Source organism: Stutzerimonas stutzeri, from assembly GCF_024448695.1.
GTDB lineage: Bacteria > Pseudomonadota > Gammaproteobacteria > Pseudomonadales > Pseudomonadaceae > Stutzerimonas > Stutzerimonas stutzeri_T.
This window is the reverse complement of the sequence record NZ_JAMOHY010000008.1, coordinates 1-19,006: the sequence shown is the minus strand read 5'-3', so window position 1 is coordinate 19,006 and position 19,006 is coordinate 1. Positions and strand designations below refer to the sequence as shown.

At 59.8% G+C, this 19,006-nt stretch carries 19 protein-coding genes; 14 read left to right on the top strand and 5 right to left on the bottom strand.

Annotation, left to right across the window (positions count from 1 at the left end; all coding sequences use genetic code 11):
- The first annotated feature begins 368 nt into the window (after positions 1-368).
- From NAV32_RS08760 to NAV32_RS08745, 4 genes are all read left to right on the top strand, one after another.
- Positions 369-1,613 carry an OprD family porin gene (locus tag NAV32_RS08760; RefSeq protein ID WP_256052420.1) on the top strand — a complete coding sequence of 415 codons (1,245 nt, stop codon included), beginning with the start codon at positions 369-371 and terminating at the stop codon, positions 1,611-1,613.
- A 166-nt stretch (positions 1,614-1,779) separates the two neighbouring features.
- Positions 1,780-3,495 (top strand): proline--tRNA ligase, encoded by a 1,716-nt coding sequence (locus NAV32_RS08755; RefSeq protein ID WP_256052419.1) that lies wholly within the window; start codon positions 1,780-1,782, stop codon positions 3,493-3,495.
- Positions 3,496-3,503: 8 nt separating this feature from the next.
- Positions 3,504-4,457 (top strand): hypothetical protein, encoded by a 954-nt coding sequence (locus NAV32_RS08750; protein ID WP_256052418.1) that lies wholly within the window; start codon positions 3,504-3,506, stop codon positions 4,455-4,457.
- A 5-nt stretch (positions 4,458-4,462) separates the two neighbouring features.
- Positions 4,463-5,035: a transglycosylase SLT domain-containing protein gene (locus NAV32_RS08745; protein WP_256052417.1), complete on the top strand. Its 573-nt coding sequence runs from the start codon at positions 4,463-4,465 to the stop codon at positions 5,033-5,035.
- Positions 5,036-5,138: 103 nt separating this feature from the next.
- Here NAV32_RS08745 and NAV32_RS08740 read toward each other — a convergent pair whose 3' ends face one another.
- Both NAV32_RS08740 and NAV32_RS08735 read right to left on the bottom strand, forming a co-directional pair.
- Complete coding sequence (locus NAV32_RS08740) at positions 5,139-5,594, bottom strand: TlpA family protein disulfide reductase (protein ID WP_256052416.1); 456 nt, start codon at positions 5,592-5,594, stop codon at positions 5,139-5,141.
- Complete coding sequence (locus NAV32_RS08735; protein ID WP_256052415.1) at positions 5,591-6,847, bottom strand: virulence factor BrkB family protein; 1,257 nt, start codon at positions 6,845-6,847, stop codon at positions 5,591-5,593. Before NAV32_RS08735 ends, NAV32_RS08740 begins: the two co-directional genes overlap by 4 nt.
- A 111-nt stretch (positions 6,848-6,958) precedes the next feature.
- Between NAV32_RS08735 and arsC the strand changes: the two genes are divergently transcribed.
- From arsC to NAV32_RS08710, 5 genes are all read left to right on the top strand, one after another.
- Positions 6,959-7,312 (top strand): arsenate reductase (glutaredoxin), encoded by a 354-nt coding sequence (arsC, locus tag NAV32_RS08730; RefSeq protein ID WP_256052414.1) that lies wholly within the window; start codon positions 6,959-6,961, stop codon positions 7,310-7,312.
- Complete coding sequence (gene wrbA, locus NAV32_RS08725; protein ID WP_256052413.1) at positions 7,309-7,914, top strand: NAD(P)H:quinone oxidoreductase; 606 nt, start codon at positions 7,309-7,311, stop codon at positions 7,912-7,914. Before arsC ends, wrbA begins: the two co-directional genes overlap by 4 nt.
- Positions 7,907-8,317: a DUF2069 domain-containing protein gene (locus NAV32_RS08720; RefSeq protein WP_256052412.1), complete on the top strand. Its 411-nt coding sequence runs from the start codon at positions 7,907-7,909 to the stop codon at positions 8,315-8,317. The genes wrbA and NAV32_RS08720 overlap by 8 nt, the downstream gene beginning before the upstream one ends.
- Before the next feature lie 324 nt (positions 8,318-8,641).
- The gene (locus NAV32_RS08715; RefSeq protein ID WP_256052411.1) at positions 8,642-10,153 is read left to right on the top strand and encodes a succinate CoA transferase; all 1,512 of its coding nucleotides are present in this window, start codon (positions 8,642-8,644) and stop codon (positions 10,151-10,153) included.
- Between the two features lie 214 nt (positions 10,154-10,367).
- The gene (locus tag NAV32_RS08710) at positions 10,368-11,195 is read left to right on the top strand and encodes a hypothetical protein (protein WP_256052410.1); all 828 of its coding nucleotides are present in this window, start codon (positions 10,368-10,370) and stop codon (positions 11,193-11,195) included.
- 58 nt (positions 11,196-11,253) lie between these two features.
- Here the strand turns inward: NAV32_RS08710 and hda are convergent, their stop codons facing one another.
- From hda to NAV32_RS08695, 3 genes are all read right to left on the bottom strand, one after another.
- Positions 11,254-11,958 carry a DnaA regulatory inactivator Hda gene (hda, locus tag NAV32_RS08705; RefSeq protein WP_256052409.1) on the bottom strand — a complete coding sequence of 235 codons (705 nt, stop codon included), beginning with the start codon at positions 11,956-11,958 and terminating at the stop codon, positions 11,254-11,256.
- Positions 11,955-13,061, bottom strand: coding sequence for an AI-2E family transporter (locus NAV32_RS08700; RefSeq protein ID WP_256052408.1), 1,107 nt, complete (start codon positions 13,059-13,061; stop codon positions 11,955-11,957). The genes hda and NAV32_RS08700 overlap by 4 nt, the downstream gene beginning before the upstream one ends.
- 111 nt (positions 13,062-13,172) lie before the next feature.
- Positions 13,173-14,273, bottom strand: a complete 1,101-nt coding sequence (locus NAV32_RS08695) for a DUF2066 domain-containing protein (RefSeq protein WP_256052407.1) — start codon at positions 14,271-14,273, stop codon at positions 13,173-13,175.
- Between the two features lie 308 nt (positions 14,274-14,581).
- Between NAV32_RS08695 and purM the strand changes: the two genes are divergently transcribed.
- Genes purM through dapC form a run of 5 tightly spaced genes read left to right on the top strand, consistent with a single transcriptional unit; the run spans position 14,582 to position 18,986 of the window.
- Positions 14,582-15,640 carry a phosphoribosylformylglycinamidine cyclo-ligase gene (gene purM / locus NAV32_RS08690; RefSeq protein WP_256052406.1) on the top strand — a complete coding sequence of 353 codons (1,059 nt, stop codon included), beginning with the start codon at positions 14,582-14,584 and terminating at the stop codon, positions 15,638-15,640.
- Positions 15,640-16,287 (top strand): phosphoribosylglycinamide formyltransferase, encoded by a 648-nt coding sequence (gene purN, locus NAV32_RS08685; protein ID WP_256052405.1) that lies wholly within the window; start codon positions 15,640-15,642, stop codon positions 16,285-16,287. Before purM ends, purN begins: the two co-directional genes overlap by 1 nt.
- A gap of 9 nt (positions 16,288-16,296) precedes the next feature.
- A complete protein-coding gene (locus NAV32_RS08680) occupies positions 16,297-17,007 on the top strand; it encodes a DUF3108 domain-containing protein (protein ID WP_256052404.1) in 711 nt (236 codons plus the stop codon).
- Positions 17,008-17,061: 54 nt separating this feature from the next.
- Positions 17,062-17,727: a COG3650 family protein gene (locus NAV32_RS08675; RefSeq protein WP_256052403.1), complete on the top strand. Its 666-nt coding sequence runs from the start codon at positions 17,062-17,064 to the stop codon at positions 17,725-17,727.
- Positions 17,728-17,777: 50 nt separating this feature from the next.
- Positions 17,778-18,986, top strand: coding sequence for a succinyldiaminopimelate transaminase (dapC, locus tag NAV32_RS08670; protein ID WP_256052402.1), 1,209 nt, complete (start codon positions 17,778-17,780; stop codon positions 18,984-18,986).
- Positions 18,987-19,006: the final 20 nt, after the last annotated feature.

Sequence of the window (19,006 nt, the reverse complement as noted above, 5' to 3'; positions counted from 1 at the left end):
TCCAACAGACCCCGATGCGGCTTGCACCAGACGAGCGCACAGATGACTCAAACACGCTCCGCTTTGGCGCGATCACCCCATCGACGTCCGCACTGACAACACACAGAATCGCCGAATGCGCGATTGAGCACGCTTATTGCTTTAGGTCAGCAAAGTCTGAAACAGAGAGGGGGAAAAAACCAAAAGGCTGGGTTAAGCTTGCCGCCGCCAGTTTCCCCGGCTACAACATTAGTCTTATGGAAACATTCTCCTGCTCTGACCCATTCGGGTTGGGTCGTAAGGACAGGTTTGAAATCGAACAGCAAGAATAAGATGCCTCTTTACTCTGCAAAAGCAGGCATCCATTTTGAAACCGAGGAGCAATCACAATGAGCGTGATGAAGTGGAGCGTTATCGCCCTGGCAGTCGCCGCGGGCACATCCCAAATGGCTTTCGCCAGCCAGCAATCCGAATCCAAGGGCTTCGTCGAAGATGCGAAGCTGGATCTGTTGCTGCGTAATACTTACTGGAATCGGGATTACCGCCACGACCGAGGCAACACTCTTCCGTATGTCGATCGCAAAACCTGGGCACAAGGGTTTATCACCACCTTTGAATCCGGATTCACGCAGGGGACCGTTGGCGTAGGCGTAGACGCCTATGGTCTGCTGGGTGTCAAGCTCGACGGCGGCCAGGAAGACATGTTTCCCGGCAGCCCCAAGAACTGGGAAGACGATCTCTCCGAAGCAGGTGCAGCGGTTAAGCTTCGTCTGTCCAACACTACCGTCAAATACGGCAAGCAGTTCGTCGGACTTCCGATTCTGGCCAGCGATGATTCGCGCCTGCTGCCTCAAGCCTTCACTGGCGGCATGATTACCAGCAGCGAAATTGAAGGACTGGAACTAAACGCGGGCCACTTCACAGCCGATAGCGCCATGGGTCGCGCCGACAGCGACTCCGGTCGCCTGAAGAAAAACAACTTCGTTGGTGGTACCTATGCTTTCAACGAGAATCTGAGTGCCTCGCTGTATTTTTCTGATGTAGAAAATGTCTACAAGAAAAAATATGCGAACGTAAATTACGTAATGCCTCTGGCCGACACTCAGTCACTGGCTTTCGATTTCAATATCTACAAATCCGATCTTGATAGCGACACCTTCGGTGAGGCCAATGACAACACTATCTGGAGTTTGGCCGCGACCTATTCCGTTGGTGCTCATGCATTCATAATCGCGCATCAGCGTGTTACAGGTGACACAGGCTACCAATACGACTATGGCGATGGCGGCGGCGCTATCTGGGTTGCCAACTCCTATCTCTCCGACTTCAACTCTAAAGATGAGCGCTCCTGGCAGGCCAGCTATGAGCTTGACTTCACCGAGTTCGGCATGCCCGGCATGTTCTGGAAAACCGCCTATGTCTATGGCGACAACATCGACACAGGAAACGGCGAAGGGACCGAGCGCGAGTTCTTCAACCAGGTCTCTTACGTAGTCCAGAACGGCGCAGCCAAGGACCTGTCCTTCAAGGTCCGCAACTCGACCTATCGTTCCAGCAACAACATGAACAACTTCTACATCCCGGATACCAACGAGTGGCGTCTGTTTGTCGAATACCCACTGAGCATCCTGTAACCCAGGCACCTCAGCTTGTTCGATGCGACACGGAGCCCGGCGAAAGCCGGGCTCTTTCGTTTCTGCAAACCAGTGCAATCAGGCTCGCAGGCATCCTGTACGACACATCGCCTGCGCCGTACAATGCCCGGCCAAAATTCGCTTCTGCAAGGACACCACGGCCCTCATGCGCACCAGTCAGTTCCTGCTTTCGACCCTGAAAGAAACTCCATCCGATGCCGTGGTCATCAGCCACCAGCTGATGTTGCGTGCCGGGATGATCCGCAAGCTGGCCTCCGGCCTCTACACCTGGATGCCCATGGGCCTGCGCGCATTGCGCAAGGCCGAAGCCATTGTCCGTGAGGAGATGAACAAGGCCGGCGCCCTGGAAGTGCTGATGCCTGCCATCCAGCCAGCCGAGCTGTGGCAGGAATCCGGACGCTGGGAGCAATATGGCCCTGAATTGCTGCGGCTCAATGACCGCCACGGTCGCGAATTCTGCGTCGGCCCGACGCACGAGGAAGTCATCACCGATCTGGCTCGCAACGAATTGAACAGCTACAAGCAGCTGCCAATCAACTTCTTCCAGATCCAGACCAAGTTCCGCGACGAGATCCGTCCGCGCTTCGGTCTGATGCGTGGCCGCGAATTCCTGATGAAGGATGCTTACTCCTTCCATGCGAACCAGGCATCGCTGCAGGAAACCTATGACCGCATGCACCAGGCGTACTGCGCCATCTTCACCCGCCTGGGACTGATCTTCCGCCCGGTTCAGGCCGATACCGGCTCCATCGGCGGCACCGGCTCCCATGAATTCCACGTGCTGGCCGAATCCGGCGAAGACGATATCGCCTTCAGCGACAGCTCCGATTACGCTGCCAACATCGAAAAAGCCGAAGCGATCCCGCGCGAGACAGAACGTGGAGCGGCGACTGAAGAGTTGCGTCTGGTCGACACACCCGAGACCCGCACCATTGCCGACCTGGTCGAGCAGTTCCAGCTCGCGATCGAGAAGACCATCAAGACTCTGGTCGTGCACGGTGCAGAAGAAGGCCAACTGGTGGCGTTGATTGTCCGTGGCGATCACGAGCTGAACGAAATCAAGGCAGCCAACCTGGCCCAGGTCGCAAGCCCGCTGGTGTTCGCCTCCGAAGCCGAGATCCGCGCCGCCATCGGTGCGGGCCCTGGCTCCCTCGGCCCGCTGAACATGCCGATCAGCTGCGTCATCGACCGCTCGGTGGCGTTGATGAGTGATTTCGCCGCTGGCGCCAACAGCGATGACAAGCATTATTTCGGCCTCAACTGGGAGCGCGATCTGCCGCTGCCGGAAATCGCCGACCTGCGCAACGTGGTGGCCGGCGATCCGAGCCCGGACGGCCAGGGCACACTGGTGATCAAGCGTGGCATTGAAGTCGGGCATATCTTCCAGCTCGGCACCAAGTACAGCGAAGCCATGAACTGCAGCGTCATGGGCGAGAACGGCAAGCCGGTCATCCTGACGATGGGCTGCTATGGCATCGGCGTATCCCGCGTGGTAGCCGCTGCCATCGAACAGAACTACGATGAGCGCGGCATTCTCTGGCCGGACGCCCTGGCGCCTTTCCAGATAGCCCTGGTGCCGATGAAGTACGAGAACGAAGCAGTTCGCGAGGCGACCGACAGGCTCTACGCTGAACTCACCGCCGCGGGTTATGAAGTTTTGCTCGACGACCGTGACAAGAAGACCAGCCCGGGCGTCAAATTCGCCGATATGGAGTTGGTGGGCATACCGCATCGCATTGTCATCGGTGACCGCGGTCTTGCTGACGGCACCCTGGAATACAAGCATCGTCGCGATGCCCAGAGCCAGGCTGTTCCCGCTGCCGACATCCTTGAGTTCATCAATTCGCGTGTCAATCGCTGACGGACATCATGCTCAACCGAAGTATTCTGGCTTCAACCAGCGCCACGCTCTGCGTGGCGCTTCTGCTTGGCGGCTGCGCCAACCATCTGCCTCAGCGTAGCGAGCACGAGGCCCGTACCGAGCGCAAGCTGCTCGATCACAGCCTGCGTATCGAGGTGGGTGAACCCTTGCTGGAGCTGCCGCAGCGGCGCATCCGCATACTCGACCAGAAAACCTGGGAAGTCACCGACTTCGAAGTCACACGCCGCTACGACCGATACACGCCGTATCAGGCATGGCGCAAGCTTTACGAAATCCCGCTCGGTGCCGTTGCCGTAGTGGCTGGCGTAGGCGCCAACGTGCTCAATGTGGTAATGCTCGGAAAGCTGCCGGAAAGCGCCACGCGCGGCTGGATAAACTATGGTTTTTCCGGACTCAATCCCTTCATCAATGTCGAATCCAATGGCCGCTCGCAACAGAATCTGGCCAGCCTGGAAGAACAGCGTCGGGATGCGCGCATGGAATATTCCAGCCTGCCCTGGGCCGAACGTCCGGTGTTGATCACCGCTGGCAGCGAGACACACGAACTGAGCACCGATCGCAACGGTGTGCTGCGCCTGAACCTGCTTGACGGTCCCTTTGCCAATCAGGACATCAGCTTGGTCGGCAAACTACAGCTGCAGGTCGAAGACCCGCAGGACGCCACCCGCGCCGATGCGACACTGCTGGTCAGCCGTAACCTGCGCGGCAAGCTTCTTGAGGCCCATGACCTGATTTTCGACGACCTCGAAGGTGACGATGTGGACCAGTGGGTACATCGCGTCAAGCGGCTCTCGGAGCTGGGTTTGGAAGAGGAAGCCAGCGAGCTTGAACAGAGCCTGGTGGAGCTGACGCGCAACGATCCAGATCTGCAACAGCAGTTTCTGCGCAGCCTGCTGCAGGATGCCGGTCGCCAGGCCAGCGACCCCGGCGAAGACGACTGAGCAAAATGAAGCTGCGCGCTTGCCTGCTGATGCTGTTGCTGGGTTTCGCGCTGCCGGCCTCGGCAAGCCTGCGCCAGGCACCCGAACCGGAGCTACGCGACCTGCTGCAGAAAACCGTCGCCGAGGCGGACAGCTTTCAGGACCGCTTCGAGGCCGAAGTCTGGCTGGTGGACATGTCCACCCGGCTCAAACGCTACATACCAGACACGCGGGAACGCCTGTCCCTGCTGCGCCTGGTTCATCAGGAAGCCAGCAAGGCTGGGCTCAGGCCTGAACTGGTGCTGGCGTTGATCCATGCCGAAAGTCATTTCGATCGCTTCGCCATCTCCAGCGTGGGCGCACAGGGCATGATGCAGGTCATGCCCTTCTGGAAAGCCGAACTCGGTCGCCCGCAGGACAACCTCACCGACAACGCGACCAATCTTCGCTACGGCTGCACCATCCTCAGCTACTACCTAAAGCGTGAAAAGGGCGACATCAACCGCGCCCTCGCCCGCTACAACGGGAGCCTTGGCCAAACCCGCTACCCGAACAAGGTCATCGGTTTCTGGCAGGACTTCTGGTATGTAAAACCCTAAAAAATAAAAACCCTTCACGGGCATGGCCCGTTCCTACGGAAAAGCGTTCGATTCCGTTCTTGCAGGAGCAGCAGGCCAAGTGCCGAAAAAGGCCGCGTGAGACCTACCTCCCCAGCCGCGCCAGTTGCTCCTGCAGCCCATCAACGGTCTGTTCGCCGACCAGTTCCCGGCGCACCTTGCCGCTTCCATCAACAAGATAAGTCACTGGCAGTACGGCGCTACGCGGCAGCTCCAGACGTTCGGCCGGATCCAGGCTGAGCACACGGAAATCAATCCCCAGAGCAGTCGCCGCCGCTGCCAGCTCCTCCCCTTGCAGCCCGTCGAAATTGACACCCAGGACCGTGATATCCCCGTGTTCGTTATCCAGCGCATTCAGTTCGGGAATCTCGGTGCGGCACGGCCCACACCATTCCGCCCAGTAATTGATCACCAGCCACTGGCCATCGAGCTGCTGTGCCGTGACCTGTGCTCCATGCTGGTCCGGGCCCCAGTCCTCGCTGCAACCGGTCAGCGCCAGACAGGAAAGCAGACTGAAAACCCATATCGATCGCCTGATCATTCTCGACTCCTATCATTGTCGCGGACGGACTCACTTGCAGCTTCCGACTGCAGCCAATCGGCAACGCTGCCACCAAATAGCTTCGACCGCTCTTCATGCAGCGACTCCATCGCCTGGCGCAAGGCTGGATACCAGGGTTCACTCATCTGCTCAGGCAGCGCATTCATACCCAGAAGCGGCCAGGGGTTGCTGCGCAGCAAATGATCGAAGCTGTAATGATGCAGATCCCGAGACATGACCCAACCGGACGAGCCGGTGCGACAGACCAAGTGTTCGCGCTCGAAGAATTCCAGAATTTCATCCCACTCGTCTTCCGGCAACATCCAGCCATTGCGATGGGCATCACTCAGCCGCACTTCGCGCCCCTCCTGTTGATGCCGATAGAAAATCCGCAGCAACGCCAGCATCACCAGCAGCCGAGGGGCCGGCTGGCGGCGCCATTGCTGCGAAGAAGACAGGCCGCAGACCAACTCCGCCCCGAACAGCACAATCATCCATGACAGATAAATCCACAGCAGGAACAGCGGCACTGCGGCGAAAGCACCGTAGATCAGCTGATAGCTCGGAAAGTAACTGACGTACAGGCCGAACACCTGTTTGGCCGCTTCGAACAGAACGGCGGTAAACACTCCGCCAATCAAGGCGTGGCGCAATGGCACACGGGTATTGGGTACGGCGGCATAGATTAGCGTAAAGGCGGCAACGCTCAGCAGCAGCGGCATCGCCTTGAGCATCGTCCCCGCGCCAATCAGCGCATGGGGACCGGAAAGCAGTGACAAGGAGGTGATGTAGGTACTCATGGCGAAACCTGCCCCCAGCAACAGCGGGCCGAGGCTGAGAATCGCCCAGTACAGTAGAAAACTCGACATACCGCGGCGCGGCTGGCGCACCCGCCAGATAAGGTTGAACGCCTTCTCGATGGTCAGGAGCATCATCAGCGCGGTGGCCATCAAAAAGCCCACACCAAACCAGGTCAGCTGCCGTGCCTGATCAGTGAAAGCGACCAGATATTGCTGAATGGTTGCCCCCGTAGAGGGAATGAAGTTCTTGAAAATATACACCTGGATCTGCTCGCCAACGCCCTGAAAAGCTGGGATGGCGGACAGCATGGCGAAGGTGACGGTCATCATCGGCACCACCGCGAACAACGTGGTGTACGTCAGTGCTGCCGCACTCTGGGGACCGCGATCAACGAGAAAACGCCGCACAAGAAAGCGACAGAATTCCGTGAAATCGTTAATCCGTTGCTGCATTCCATCCCCTCGGTGAGCACCTATCGCTGACAGGCCTCGACGTCCAGCGTTTCAGGCATTGCCGCATTGAAGGTTAGAATGACCAACTACATTGGCGCGAAGCAACCTCAAATGACCGAACTCACCCTTTATCACAATCCACGCTGCTCGAAATCTCGCAAGGCACTGGAATTGCTCGAAGAGCGCGGCCTGCAGCCCCTCGTCATCAGATACATGGAAACACCGCCCACAGCAGATGAACTCCAGGCCCTCCTTGCCCGTCTGGGTATCAGCGCACGACAGTTGCTGCGCAGCGGCGAAGAAGAATACAGCAGCCTCAATCTGTCAGATGCCTCGCTCAGCGACACCCAGCTCATCGCTGCCATGGTCGCCCACCCACGACTCATCGAACGACCCATTCTGGTCGCAGGTGATGTCGCGGTGATTGGCCGACCACCCGAGAAGGTGCTGGAGATCCTGTCATGAGTGCGCCCTATATTCTGGTGCTGTACTACAGCCGTCACGGCGCAACTGCAGAGATGGCCCGGCAGATTGCCCGTGGCGTCGAACAGGCCGGGTTCGAAGCGCGACTGCGCACCGTGCCTGCCATTTCCACCGAGTGTGAAGCCGTTGCGCCGAGCATCCCGGAACAGGGCGCGGTCTACGCCACGCTCGATGACCTGAAGAACTGCGCAGGTCTGGCACTCGGCAGCCCGACCCGGTTCGGCAACATGGCCGCCGCGCTGAAATACTTTCTCGACGGCACCAGCGGCCTCTGGCTGACCGGCGAGCTGGTCGGCAAACCGGCTGGCGCTTTCACCTCCACCGCCAGCCTGCATGGCGGCCAGGAAAGTACACTGCTCTCCATGCTGCTGCCGTTGCTGCACCACGGCATGTTGCTGATGGGCCTGCCCTACAGCGAAAACGCACTGCTGGAAACACGCGGCGGCGGAACACCGTACGGCCCCAGCCATTTTGCCGGTGCGGACGGCAAGCGACCGCTGGACGAACATGAAATCACCCTGTGTCGCGCTTTTGGTGAACGCCTGGCTCGCACCGCAACCGCACTGGAGCGCAAACGTGGCTAGACAAAAAAAGCCGCTGCCCTCGCTGGAATGGCTGAAACCGCGAGTCAAGATCAGCCGGGCAATCAGCATGGCCAGTTTTATCGGCCTTGGCCTGTTACTGCTGGTCTGGAACCTGGTATTTGCCGAACTGTATGGAGCTCGTACCTGGGTGGTAATCAGCATTCAGCTGATTCCCTTGCTGCTGGTCGCGCCCGGCATGATTGCCGGCAGTCCGCGCGCCCATGCCTGGACCTGCTTTATCGTTAATCTGTACTTTATCCAGGGGGTACTTGCTGCTATCGATCCGGCCCGGATGATCTATGGCTGGCTGGAGGCAATCATCAGCCTGACCCTGTTCATAAGTGCCCTGCTCTACACCCGCTGGGGCTACCAGTACGAGCGAAAAGCGGGGGGCGAGAGCTGAGCGAGGCCCCTGCGCTTACGCTCTCCAGCCGTCGAGAACAACCGACTTTCGTATAACTGCCAAAAAACCAAGGCACCCTAGAATGGGTGCGATCAAACAGGGCCTGTTCCCGTTCCCTCGTGACTCGACGTAACGGGACCAGACCCTGAGAAATGCAAGGTTGCATGCACGCCGCCCTCGATGGACTTCGACAAGCCTGGGTGGTAAAAGAGACGGGTTTTTGCCTTCCACTGGAAGACAGCTGCATCCGCGCCCTTCAGGGCTGATCGATCCAGGATGCAGAATCTCGACAGACATTCATGAAACGAATTCTACGGTGACTTCATGACAACGGATTTGAAGAAATACATTCGCAATGCTGCATTCCTGGATAAAGTCGTTTCCGCAGAAGAAGCTGCATCGTGGATCGAAGATGGCATGACGCTGGGCATGAGTGGTTTCACCCTGTTCGGTGAGCCAAAAGAGTTCCCCAGAGCATTGTCTGAGCGCGGCCAGAAAGAGAAGTTCAAGGTCAACCTGTTCACCGGCGCCTCCATGGGCCCTGCCGCTGACCAGTCCATGGCTGAAGCCGGCATCATCAACAAGCGCATTCCCTATCAGGGCAACCCGGTTCAGCGCAAGAAAATCAACGCCGGTGAAGTCCTCTATATCGACCAGCATCTGTCCCACATGGCCGAACTGATCCGCCAGGGCGTACTGCCGCAGGTCGACTACGCAATCATCGAAGCGGCCGCCATTACCGAAGACGGCCAGATCATTCCGACCGGTTCCGTGGGCAACTCGCCGATCTTCGTACAGACCGCCAAGCACGTGATTATCGAGCTGAACACCTCTGCTCCGCGTGAGTACGAAGGCATGCACGATATTTATGTGCCCGGCCCTGCTGGTGAGAACGCGCGTAAAGACATCCCTGTCTACGACATCAGCACCCGTATCGGTACCGTAGGTATTCCGGTAGATCCGGCCAAGGTCCGCGGCATCGTGCTGTCCAGCCAGCCGGACATCCCATCGCCACTGTTCGAGCCGAACGAAGAAACCCAGCAGATCGCCGACAACCTGCTGGACTTCCTGCGCTCAGAAGTCAAGGCAGGTCGCCTGACCAACAGCCTGGCTCCGCTGCAGTCCGGTGTAGGCTCCGTGGCCAACGCCGTACTGAATGGTATGCGCACCTCCGAGTTCAAGGACCTGGTGGTGGCTTCGGAAGTACTGCAGGACGGCGTTTTCGATCTGATCGACGCTGGCGTGGTGAAGTTCGCTGCCGGCACCGCTTTCTCGCTGTCCAAGAAACGCGTAGACAACCTGGCTTCCGACATGGCCAAGTACGCCGGCAAGGTGGTGTTCCGCCCGCAGGAAATCTCCAACCATCCTGAAGTCATCCGCCGCCTGGGCATCATCTCCTTCAACACTGCGCTGGAGGCGGATATCTACGGCAACGTGAACTCCACTCACGTCAGCGGCACCCACATGATGAACGGTATCGGTGGCTCGGGGGACTTCGCCCGTAACGCCCGCATCAGCATCTTCGTGACGACCTCCACAGCCAAACAGGGCAAGATCTCTTCGATCGTGCCGTTCGTGAGCCACGTCGACCACACCAACCATGATGTGGACGTGATCATCACCGAACAGGGATACGCCGATCTGCGCGGCCTTGCTCCTGTTGAAGCGGCACAGCGCATCATCGAAAACTGCATGCACCCCGACTACCGCCAGCAGGCGTACGACTACCTGGAAGAAGCCAAGGCGCGCGGCGGCCACACCCCGCACGTACTGGAAAAAGCCTTCTCCTGGCACGCCAACCTGGCTGAGCATGGCACCATGCACCTGAAGAAGTAATCGACACAGCCGGTAACTGAAAAGGGTCCCATAGCGGGACCCTTTTTTATGGAACCTGGTGGAGATGACAGCATTTCCTTGAAGATTACAGCTTGCCCCGCTTTCGCTATTCCAGGATTACGCTTCGGCTAACACGCTCTACGAAAGCTTGCCGCTACCCTTTCAACTTTCCAGGCTTTCAGCCGATAGGTTGAACGGCGCAAGGAGTGCAGGCATGTCCCTCTTTCTCGACACCACTTCCAAATCATCTTTCACCCAGCGTGCCGATGCGGCCACGCCACGTACTGCCCAGGCTGCTGTCGAGTCCGATGATGCCGCACCTGATGTAAAGCAGACCATAGGCGCAGCCCTGAAGAAAGCAGGTGAAGCCGCCTCCACCTTTGGCGGCACACTTACCGCTCGCTTCGATGAAGCCCGCAAAAACAGCGCACGCGAACAGATCGCGCAGGTTCAACAACGCATCCAGATGCTCAAGCGGATGATTTTGCTCTTCGGCGGCTCGAAGGCTCTGTTGCGGGAGCTCAAGCAATTGGCCGGCACACTTGCCACAGCGGCCAAGACGTTAAAGGAAGACGGCAACAGCACGAACACGGCGACATTCATCTACAACGAAACAGGTGCCCCACCCAACCAGCACGGCATGCCGACCGAGGCTCCTGCCCCAAGCGACACCTCCATGCCGGAGAGCAATAAACAACAGGAAGCCCAGGCGTTCACGGGACAAGTCCAGCGCGAACTCGCGGACTCGGCATCCAGCTCAGAAGAAGAAGCGTCCAATCCGCAATCCAGCTCGCTCGCCACCCTTGCCCCAGCTGGCAGCCAGCAATCCCAACGCCACGCCGACGCCAAACTGCTTGCAGAGACGCTACGCGAACTCAAGGCCCTGGTGGCCGCCGCCAAGGCTGCACAGCACAAGCCCGACCGTGAAGATCAAAAGCACATCAATGAAATCGATAAACATCTGGAGAAAGTCGAACAGGCCATAGGTAGCCTGAACGCACCGACGGCACCCATATTCGCGGGTATCTCCATTCACGTATAAGCACGGTCAATCAAGTCTGCAAAACCGGAAGTATCGCCGATCGCTTCGGCAACCCGACCTACCAGCCGAGCGTTTCCTTGAGAAAGGGAATGGTCAGTTTGCGCTGGGCCTGCAACGACGCCTGATCGAGGCGATCGAGCAGCTCAAACAGTGCGTTCATGCTCCGCGCCCCACGGGTGAGAATGAAGCGACCCACATCATCCGGCAGGTTCAGGCCACGACGCGAAGCACGCAGCTGAAGTGCGCGCAGCTTGTCCTCATCGGAGAGCTGCTGCAGCTGAAACACCAGCGCCAGGCTCAGCCGGGACTTGAGGTCTGGCAGCTGCACGGCAATCTCACGCGGCGAGGCATCTGCCGCGAGCAGCAGCCGCCTGCCAGCATCACGCAGACGGTTGAACAGATGAAATAGCGCTTCCTCCCAGAGCGAATCGCCGGCGACCGCATCCAGGTCATCCAGGCACACCAGCTCGCACTGCTCCAGATTATCCAGCAGCGCCGGACCATATTCGGCTACATCAGCCAGGGGCAAATAGACGGCCCGCTCGCCACGCTGCTCAACACGCAGGCAGGCTGCCTGCAACAGGTGACTGCGCCCGACGCCGACATGACCCCAGAGGTAGATCAGCTCGTCCGACCAACCGGCCTCGGGCGAACAGACGCGCTCGACATAGCCCATTGCCGCAGCATTGGCGCCCGGATAGAAGTTGGCGAAGGTGGCATCATCACGAAGACGGATGCCCAACGGAAGCTGGATGGGTTTCATGGCTGGCTTGGCGGCTCGATCGGTACTGGCGGCTCGGCGACGGGCTCGGCGTAAAGTTCGGAGAGTTTATACAGATCATGCACATGGCGCAGCAGCACCATGATCACCGCTGCCACCGGCAACGCCAGCAACACGCCAGCGAAGCCGAACAGCTGCCCACCGGCCAGCACGGCGAAGATCACCGCCACGGGATGCAGTCCAATCCGATCACCTACCAGCAACGGCGTAAGCATCATGCCTTCAAGCATCTGCCCCACCGTGAACACTGCGGCAACGCCCAGCAGAGGATAAGGATCGAGGCCGAACTGGAACAGCACCGCCACTATTGCCGCACTGATGCCAACCACAAAGCCCATGTAGGGCACGATGCTCGCGAGACCGGCCAGCACACCAATCAACAATCCCAGCTCAATGCCAACCAGCATCAGGCCAACGGAATACACCACCGCCAGCGCCAGCATCACCAGCAGCTGGCCACGCAGGAAAGCGCCGATCACCTCATGGCATTCGCGCATCAGAAGCATGATGGTCTGCTCACGTCGGCGCGGCAACAGCCCGCGCAACTTGGCCATGATCAGATCCCAGTCACGCAACAGGTAGAAGCAGACCACCGGCACCAGCAGCAGATTCGCCAGCCAGGCCAGCAACGCCAGGCTCGAAGCCGTCGCCTGGCTGAGAATCACCGCCAGTACATCCCCGGTGCTGCCGAGATTGGCGGAGAATGCGCCCTTGAGCTGATCGAGGCGCCAAAAGTCTTCTTCAAGACCGAACCGCGCCTGTATCCAGGGCAGAGCCGTCGCCTGCAGCCAGTCAAGGCCCTGCGGCGCCAGCTGATACAAGTGCATCAATTGCCGGCCGAGCATCGGCAGCAGCACCAATAACAGCAGCATGCACAGCAAGGTGAACAACGCAAACACCACAATCACGCCCCAGGTACGGGAAAGGTTTCTGCGCTCCAGGCGATCCACCAGCGGATCACCCAAATAAGCCAGCAGAATGCCCACCAGAAACGGTGAAAGAATCGGCGAAAGCCGATAGACCAGCCAGCCAAGTAGCACTAGCCCCGCCAGCCAAAGCCAGCGGTTGGTATCTGTAAACGTCATGTTCAGTAAGCCTTGTTAAGAAAGGTTCGCAGGCGGGATGGCTGCAACTGCAAGCCAGGTGTACGCATCGAAATGCGGCGCACTATGCGCCGAGTAAAGACCGGTCGTCCATCACCAGCGATAGCGCAACACGTCGCCTGTGCCGGGCTGTTGCGGCTGCTCAGCGGCAGGCTGTTCCGGCTCCTCCAGCGACACCTCGGCATTCACCGGCATGTCACTTTCTGAAGATACGCCCGCTTCCGTAGGGGGTGCCGGGGTGGCAGTCTCGTCAGCGGGCACTTCCTGCAGTCGCGCAAGGGCAAGCTGTGCCCGTAACTGATCCGGGCTGACATTCAGCTGATAAACCAGCCGATCACTTTCCACCCGCAGCAGTCGTGCATCAAAAGGCTGCAGCAAACGATCCAGTTCAGCAAAGCGCTCGACATCGGCCCCCAGCACCTCAAGAGTGATTTCCGATGTCGCACCCGGTGCAACCCGGTAATACGGCGCAAGGAATGCACTGACCTTGCGCATCACCTCATCAGCCAGCTCGGCACGATCATCAGCAGCCGCCTTGCCCTGGGTCTGTTTATCAGCAAGCCAGAAGAGCCAGCTCGCCTCCCAACTCTCACCGGACTGGCGCGCCCTTACCGCCAGCACCCCGTCTGCGGCGTAACGCTCGGAAAACTCGCGAAGCGCCTGGGGGTCTTTCGCGGCAAGGGTTTCAGCAGTAATCGCAAGCTGCTCGCTCAGATCGGCAAGCGGCAGGCGCAACGGCAAACCACGGTGCTGGGCGGCAGCCTGCAGATCGGCGCTACCTTCCTGCGCATCGCCCACGAGCCGGGAGCCTTCGACCGATTCGGCCAGCCACCAGGTCAGAATGCCGGGACGCTCCGCGCCCCACAGCGACAGCCCGGCCGAGCGCAGCGCCCGCTCGGTCGTGAGCGGATCGAAGTTCACCACCATTTCGCCGTCTTCATAGCCGTATTTGCTGATCAGCTGTTGCGGATCCTGACGCAGTTTTGCAACGGCTTCGTTCTGTGTGTCTGCCTCGCCAGTGAGACGCAACACCAGGGTATCGAATGCCTGGCGCAGCGCCTGCTCACGCTCATCCGGCTGCTGCGTGGCAACCGCCTCACGCACTTTGTAGAGATCGGCAAGCGGCGCTGCCATAGCTGAAGAAGTAGCCACCAGTGCGCAGCAGAGGGTCAGAAGACGGTGAATAAGGTGCATGAAGGTACTCGCTGGCTGGCAGACAGGAAAAGCCCGGTTTCAACAGCCTCTCAGGCCATCGGGAATCAGGTCCATACCTTAAACAGACCCCTGAATCCGGGCAACCGCTGCGCTGCCTGCCGGACAACAAACTTCGATGATCACACAAAACTTCATCAGCCTGGACTCATGCACGGGATGGTCGCTATGCGGCAAGCCTGATAAAATCTCACGCTTTCCGCAGACCGGTCTGGCACCCTCGCCACGTCGAGGCAGAGCCTCGTTCCGACCTGGTCGCCTCGCATTCCCTTCACAGGTCCGGATTCTCTATGAGCAAGCAACCCTCCATCAGCTACAAAGACGCCGGCGTCGATATCGATGCGGGCGAAGCGCTGGTCGAACGCATCAAGGGCGTTGCCAAACGCACTGCGCGCCCTGAGGTCATGGGTGGCCTGGGTGGCTTCGGTGCCTTGTGCGAAATCCCGGCTGGCTACAAGCAGCCCGTGCTGGTTTCCGGCACCGATGGCGTCGGCACCAAGCTGCGTCTGGCTCTGAATCTGAACAAGCACGACAGCATCGGCCAGGATCTGGTCGCCATGTGCGTCAACGATCTGGTGGTATGTGGCGCCGAGCCGTTGTTCTTCCTTGATTATTACGCCACCGGCAAACTCAACGTGGACATCGCCGCCACCGTGGTCACCGGCATCGGTGCCGGCTGTGAGCTGGCCGGCTGTTCGCTGGTCGGTGGTGAAACCGCCGAGATGCCCGGCATGTATGAAGGCGAGGACTACGACCTGGCCGGTTTCTGCGTCGGCGTGGTGGAGAAGAGTGAAATCATCGACGGCACAAAGGTCGCCGCCGGCGATGCGCTAATCGCGCTGCCCTCCTCCGGTCCGCATTCCAATGGCTACTCGCTGATCCGCAAGATCATCGAAGTTGCCGGTGCGGATATCGAGAGCATCCAGCTCGATGGCAAGCCGCTGACCGAACTGCTGATGGCGCCCACGCGCATCTATGTCAAGCCGTTGCTCAAGCTGATCAAGGACACCGGCGCGGTCAAGGCCATGGCCCATATCACTGGTGGCGGCCTGCTGGACAATATCCCTCGCGTCCTGCCCGAAGACAGCCAGGCGCTCATCGATGTCGCCAGCTGGCAGCGTCCGACAGTGTTCAATTGGCTGCAGCAGCAGGGCAACGTCGACGAGCATGAAATGCACCGCGTACTCAACTGTGGTGTCGGCATGGTCATTTGCGTTGCGCAGGATCAGGTCGAAACGGTTCTCGACAACCTGCGTGCAAGTGGCGAGTCGCCCTGGGTCATCGGCGAGATCGCTACCGCCGGCGCAGACGCCGAGCGTGTCGTGCTGAACAACCTGAAAAACCACTGATGAGCGCACCCTGCAATGTCGTCGTGCTGATTTCCGGGTCTGGCAGCAACCTCCAGGCCCTGATCGACAGCCTTGGTGATGAAAACCCGACCTGCATCCGCGCGGTCATCTCCAATCGCTCAGAGGCGTTCGGGCTTCAGCGCGCAGGGGCCGCAGGTATTCCCACGCATGTGGTGCAACACAAAGACTTCAATGATCGCGAGACCTTCGACGCGGCACTGATGGCGATCATCGATGAGTACTCGCCGCAACTGGTGCTGCTGGCGGGCTTCATGCGCATCCTGACCCCCGCATTCGTCCGCCATTATCAGGGGCGTCTGCTCAATATCCATCCCTCACTGCTACCCAAATACAAGGGGCTGGATACTCACCGCCGGGCACTTGAAGCCGGTGACAGCGAACACGGCTGCAGTGTGCACTTCGTCACCGAAGAGCTCGATGGTGGCCCCGTGGCACTGCAGGCCGCCTTCAGCATCGGCAACGAGAACAATATCGACGCACTGACCAGCCGGGTGCATGCCGCCGAACACGTTATCTATCCGCTGGCCGTTCGCTGGTTCGCCGAAGGCCGCTTGCGCCTCGGAGCCCAGGGCGCGATGCTGGACGACATCCTGCTGCCGGTCACCGGCCACCTGATACGAATCTAGGAGACTCTAATGCGCCGCGCCCTGCTGCTTGCTCTCGCCGTGCTGGCCCTGCCAGCCTCCGCCCTGGACCTCAAGCCTTTCTCAGCCACCTACACGGCAGACTGGAAACAGGTGCCTGTCAGCGGCACCGCCCAACGCAGCCTGGAAAAGATCGACGATAGTGTCTGGAGACTCGATTTCGAAGCTTCCATGCTGGTCGCCAGCTTCAACGAACGCAGCACCTTTACCCTCGAAGGCGAAACCTTTCTGCCGCAGAGCTACCGTCTCAAGCGTAGCGGTCTGGGCAAGGGCAAGACGATCAAGCACAACTTCGACTGGGACGCCAAGCAGGTGATCGGTGAAGATCGCGGCGATGAGGTCAAGCTGCCGCTCAATCGCGGCCTGCTGGACAAATCCACCTACCAGATCGCGTTGCAACATGCCGTGGCGGCTGGCGAGAAAAGCATGAGCTACCAGGTGGTCGATGGCGATGAAATCGAAACCTATGACTTCCGCGTACTGGGAGAGGAACAGGTCAGCACCAAGGCCGGCAAGGTCGATGCGATCAAGGTTGAGCGCGTGCGCGACCCCACGCAGAGCAAGCGCCAGACCATTCTCTGGTTTGCCACTGACTGGGACTACCTGCTGGTGCGCCTGCATCAGATAGAAAAGGACGGCAAGGAATACCAGATCATGCTCGAAGACGGCATCGTCGGCGGCAAGGCCGTAAAGGGCAACTGATCCCTCTGCGCCAGCCCACTGGCGCAGCCTCCCACACCTACGTCGAGTTCCGCCATGACCTGCCATCGTGCCCTGCTGTTTGCCTTGCTGCCACTGTTCGCCGGCTGCCAGATGCTTGGCTGGAATGAGCGTGCGACGGTGCAGCCAACCGAGCGCCTGCAAGGCGAGATCACCCGCAGCGAAGGCCTGCTTCTGCTGCGTACCTGCCAGGGCCAACGCCAGCTGGAACTCATCGATACGGCAACCGGCTTGGAGGAAGACGTCCAGGCCCTGTGGAGCGACGGTGGCCAGCCCCTGTTTGCGGATGTACGCGGCAAACTGGTTTCCAGGCCCGACGGCACAGGCCAGCTGCAACTGACCCGCGTCTATCGCCTGCAACATGAAGGTCACGGCTGCAATACCGACAACTTCCAGCAACTGATGCTGCACGCAAGCGGCAACGAACCCTTCTGGAGCCTGCGTATCACCCGCCAGGGCATGCTGCTCGAACGTCCCGACCATCCACCGCTGGCGTTGCCCTATCTCGAAGAACAGCTGCCCGGCGGCCAGACCAGCTTCAGCAGCGAAGCCGACAACCAGCAACTAAACCTCTGGGTTGCGCCGCAGCGCTGCATGGACAGCGCCTCGGGCGCCGTCAGCCACCTGACCGCCGAACTGCGACTCGATGATGGCCAGACCCTTCGTGGCTGCGCCTATTTTGGCGGTGCGCGCAACGACTGAAACCATCGAAGCGCCGCCGTGCGCCTTCCGACGTCTCGAAGATCAGAACAATGAATGACGCCCTGAACCTGCTGCAGCCCTACCCCTTCGAAAAACTCCGCGCCCTGCTGGCCGATGCCCAGCCACCCGGCGACAAGCGCCCCATCGCGCTGTCCATCGGCGAGCCGAAACATCGCTCACCGGATTTCGTTGCCCAGACGCTGGCGGACAACCTCGGTCAGCTGGCCGTGTACCCGACGACCCTTGGCATCCCCGCGCTTCGCGAGTCGATTGCCGGTTGGTGCGAACGCCGCTTTGGCCTGAACCAGGGCGCACTCGATCCGGCGCGGCATGTACTGCCGGTCAACGGCACCCGCGAGGCGCTGTTCTCCTTCACCCAGGCCGTGGTCAACCGCCAACCCGGTGCGCTGGTGATCAGCCCCAACCCCTTCTATCAGATCTACGAAGGCGCCACGCTGCTGGCCGGCGCTACGCCGCATTACCTGCCCTGCACGGCTGAGAACGGCTTCAATCCTGACTTCGATCAGGTTAGCGATGACATCTGGAAGCGTACCCAGATTCTGTTTCTCTGCTCGCCCGGCAACCCCACCGGCGCTCTGGTGCCGCTGGCGACATTGAAAAAGCTGATTGCACTGGCTGACGAACACGATTTCGTCATCGCCGCCGACGAGTGCTACAGCGAGCTGTATTTCGACGAAGACCAGCCACCGCCAGGCCTGCTGAGCGCCTGCGCAGCCCTGGGACGCAATGACTTCAGCCGCTGCGTGGTTTTCCACAGCCTGTCAAAACGCTCCAACCTGCCCGGCCTGCGCTCGGGCTTCGTCGCCGGCGACGCACAGATTCTCAAGGGCTTCCTGCTCTATCGCACCTACCACGGCTGCGCCATGCCGGTACAGACGCAACTGGCGAGCATAGCCGCCTGGAACGATGAAGCCCACGTACAGGCCAATCGCCGGATGTACCGGGAAAAATTCGCTGCCGTGCTGGATATCCTCACCCCGGTCATGGACGTACAGCGCCCCGATGGTGGCTTCTACCTGTGGCCTAAAACGTCCATCGACGACCAGCGCTTTACCCGCGAACTCTATGCACGTGAACACGTGACCGTAGTGCCAGGTTCCTACCTGTCGCGCGAAGTCGACGGCTTCAACCCCGGCGCAGGCCGCGTGCGCCTGGCGCTGGTCGCACCGCTGGCCGAGTGCATCGAAGCCGCCGAGCGGATTCGCGCGTTCATCCTTTCCCTGGATGGCGAAAGGTAGGATTACGCCTGCGGAAACCC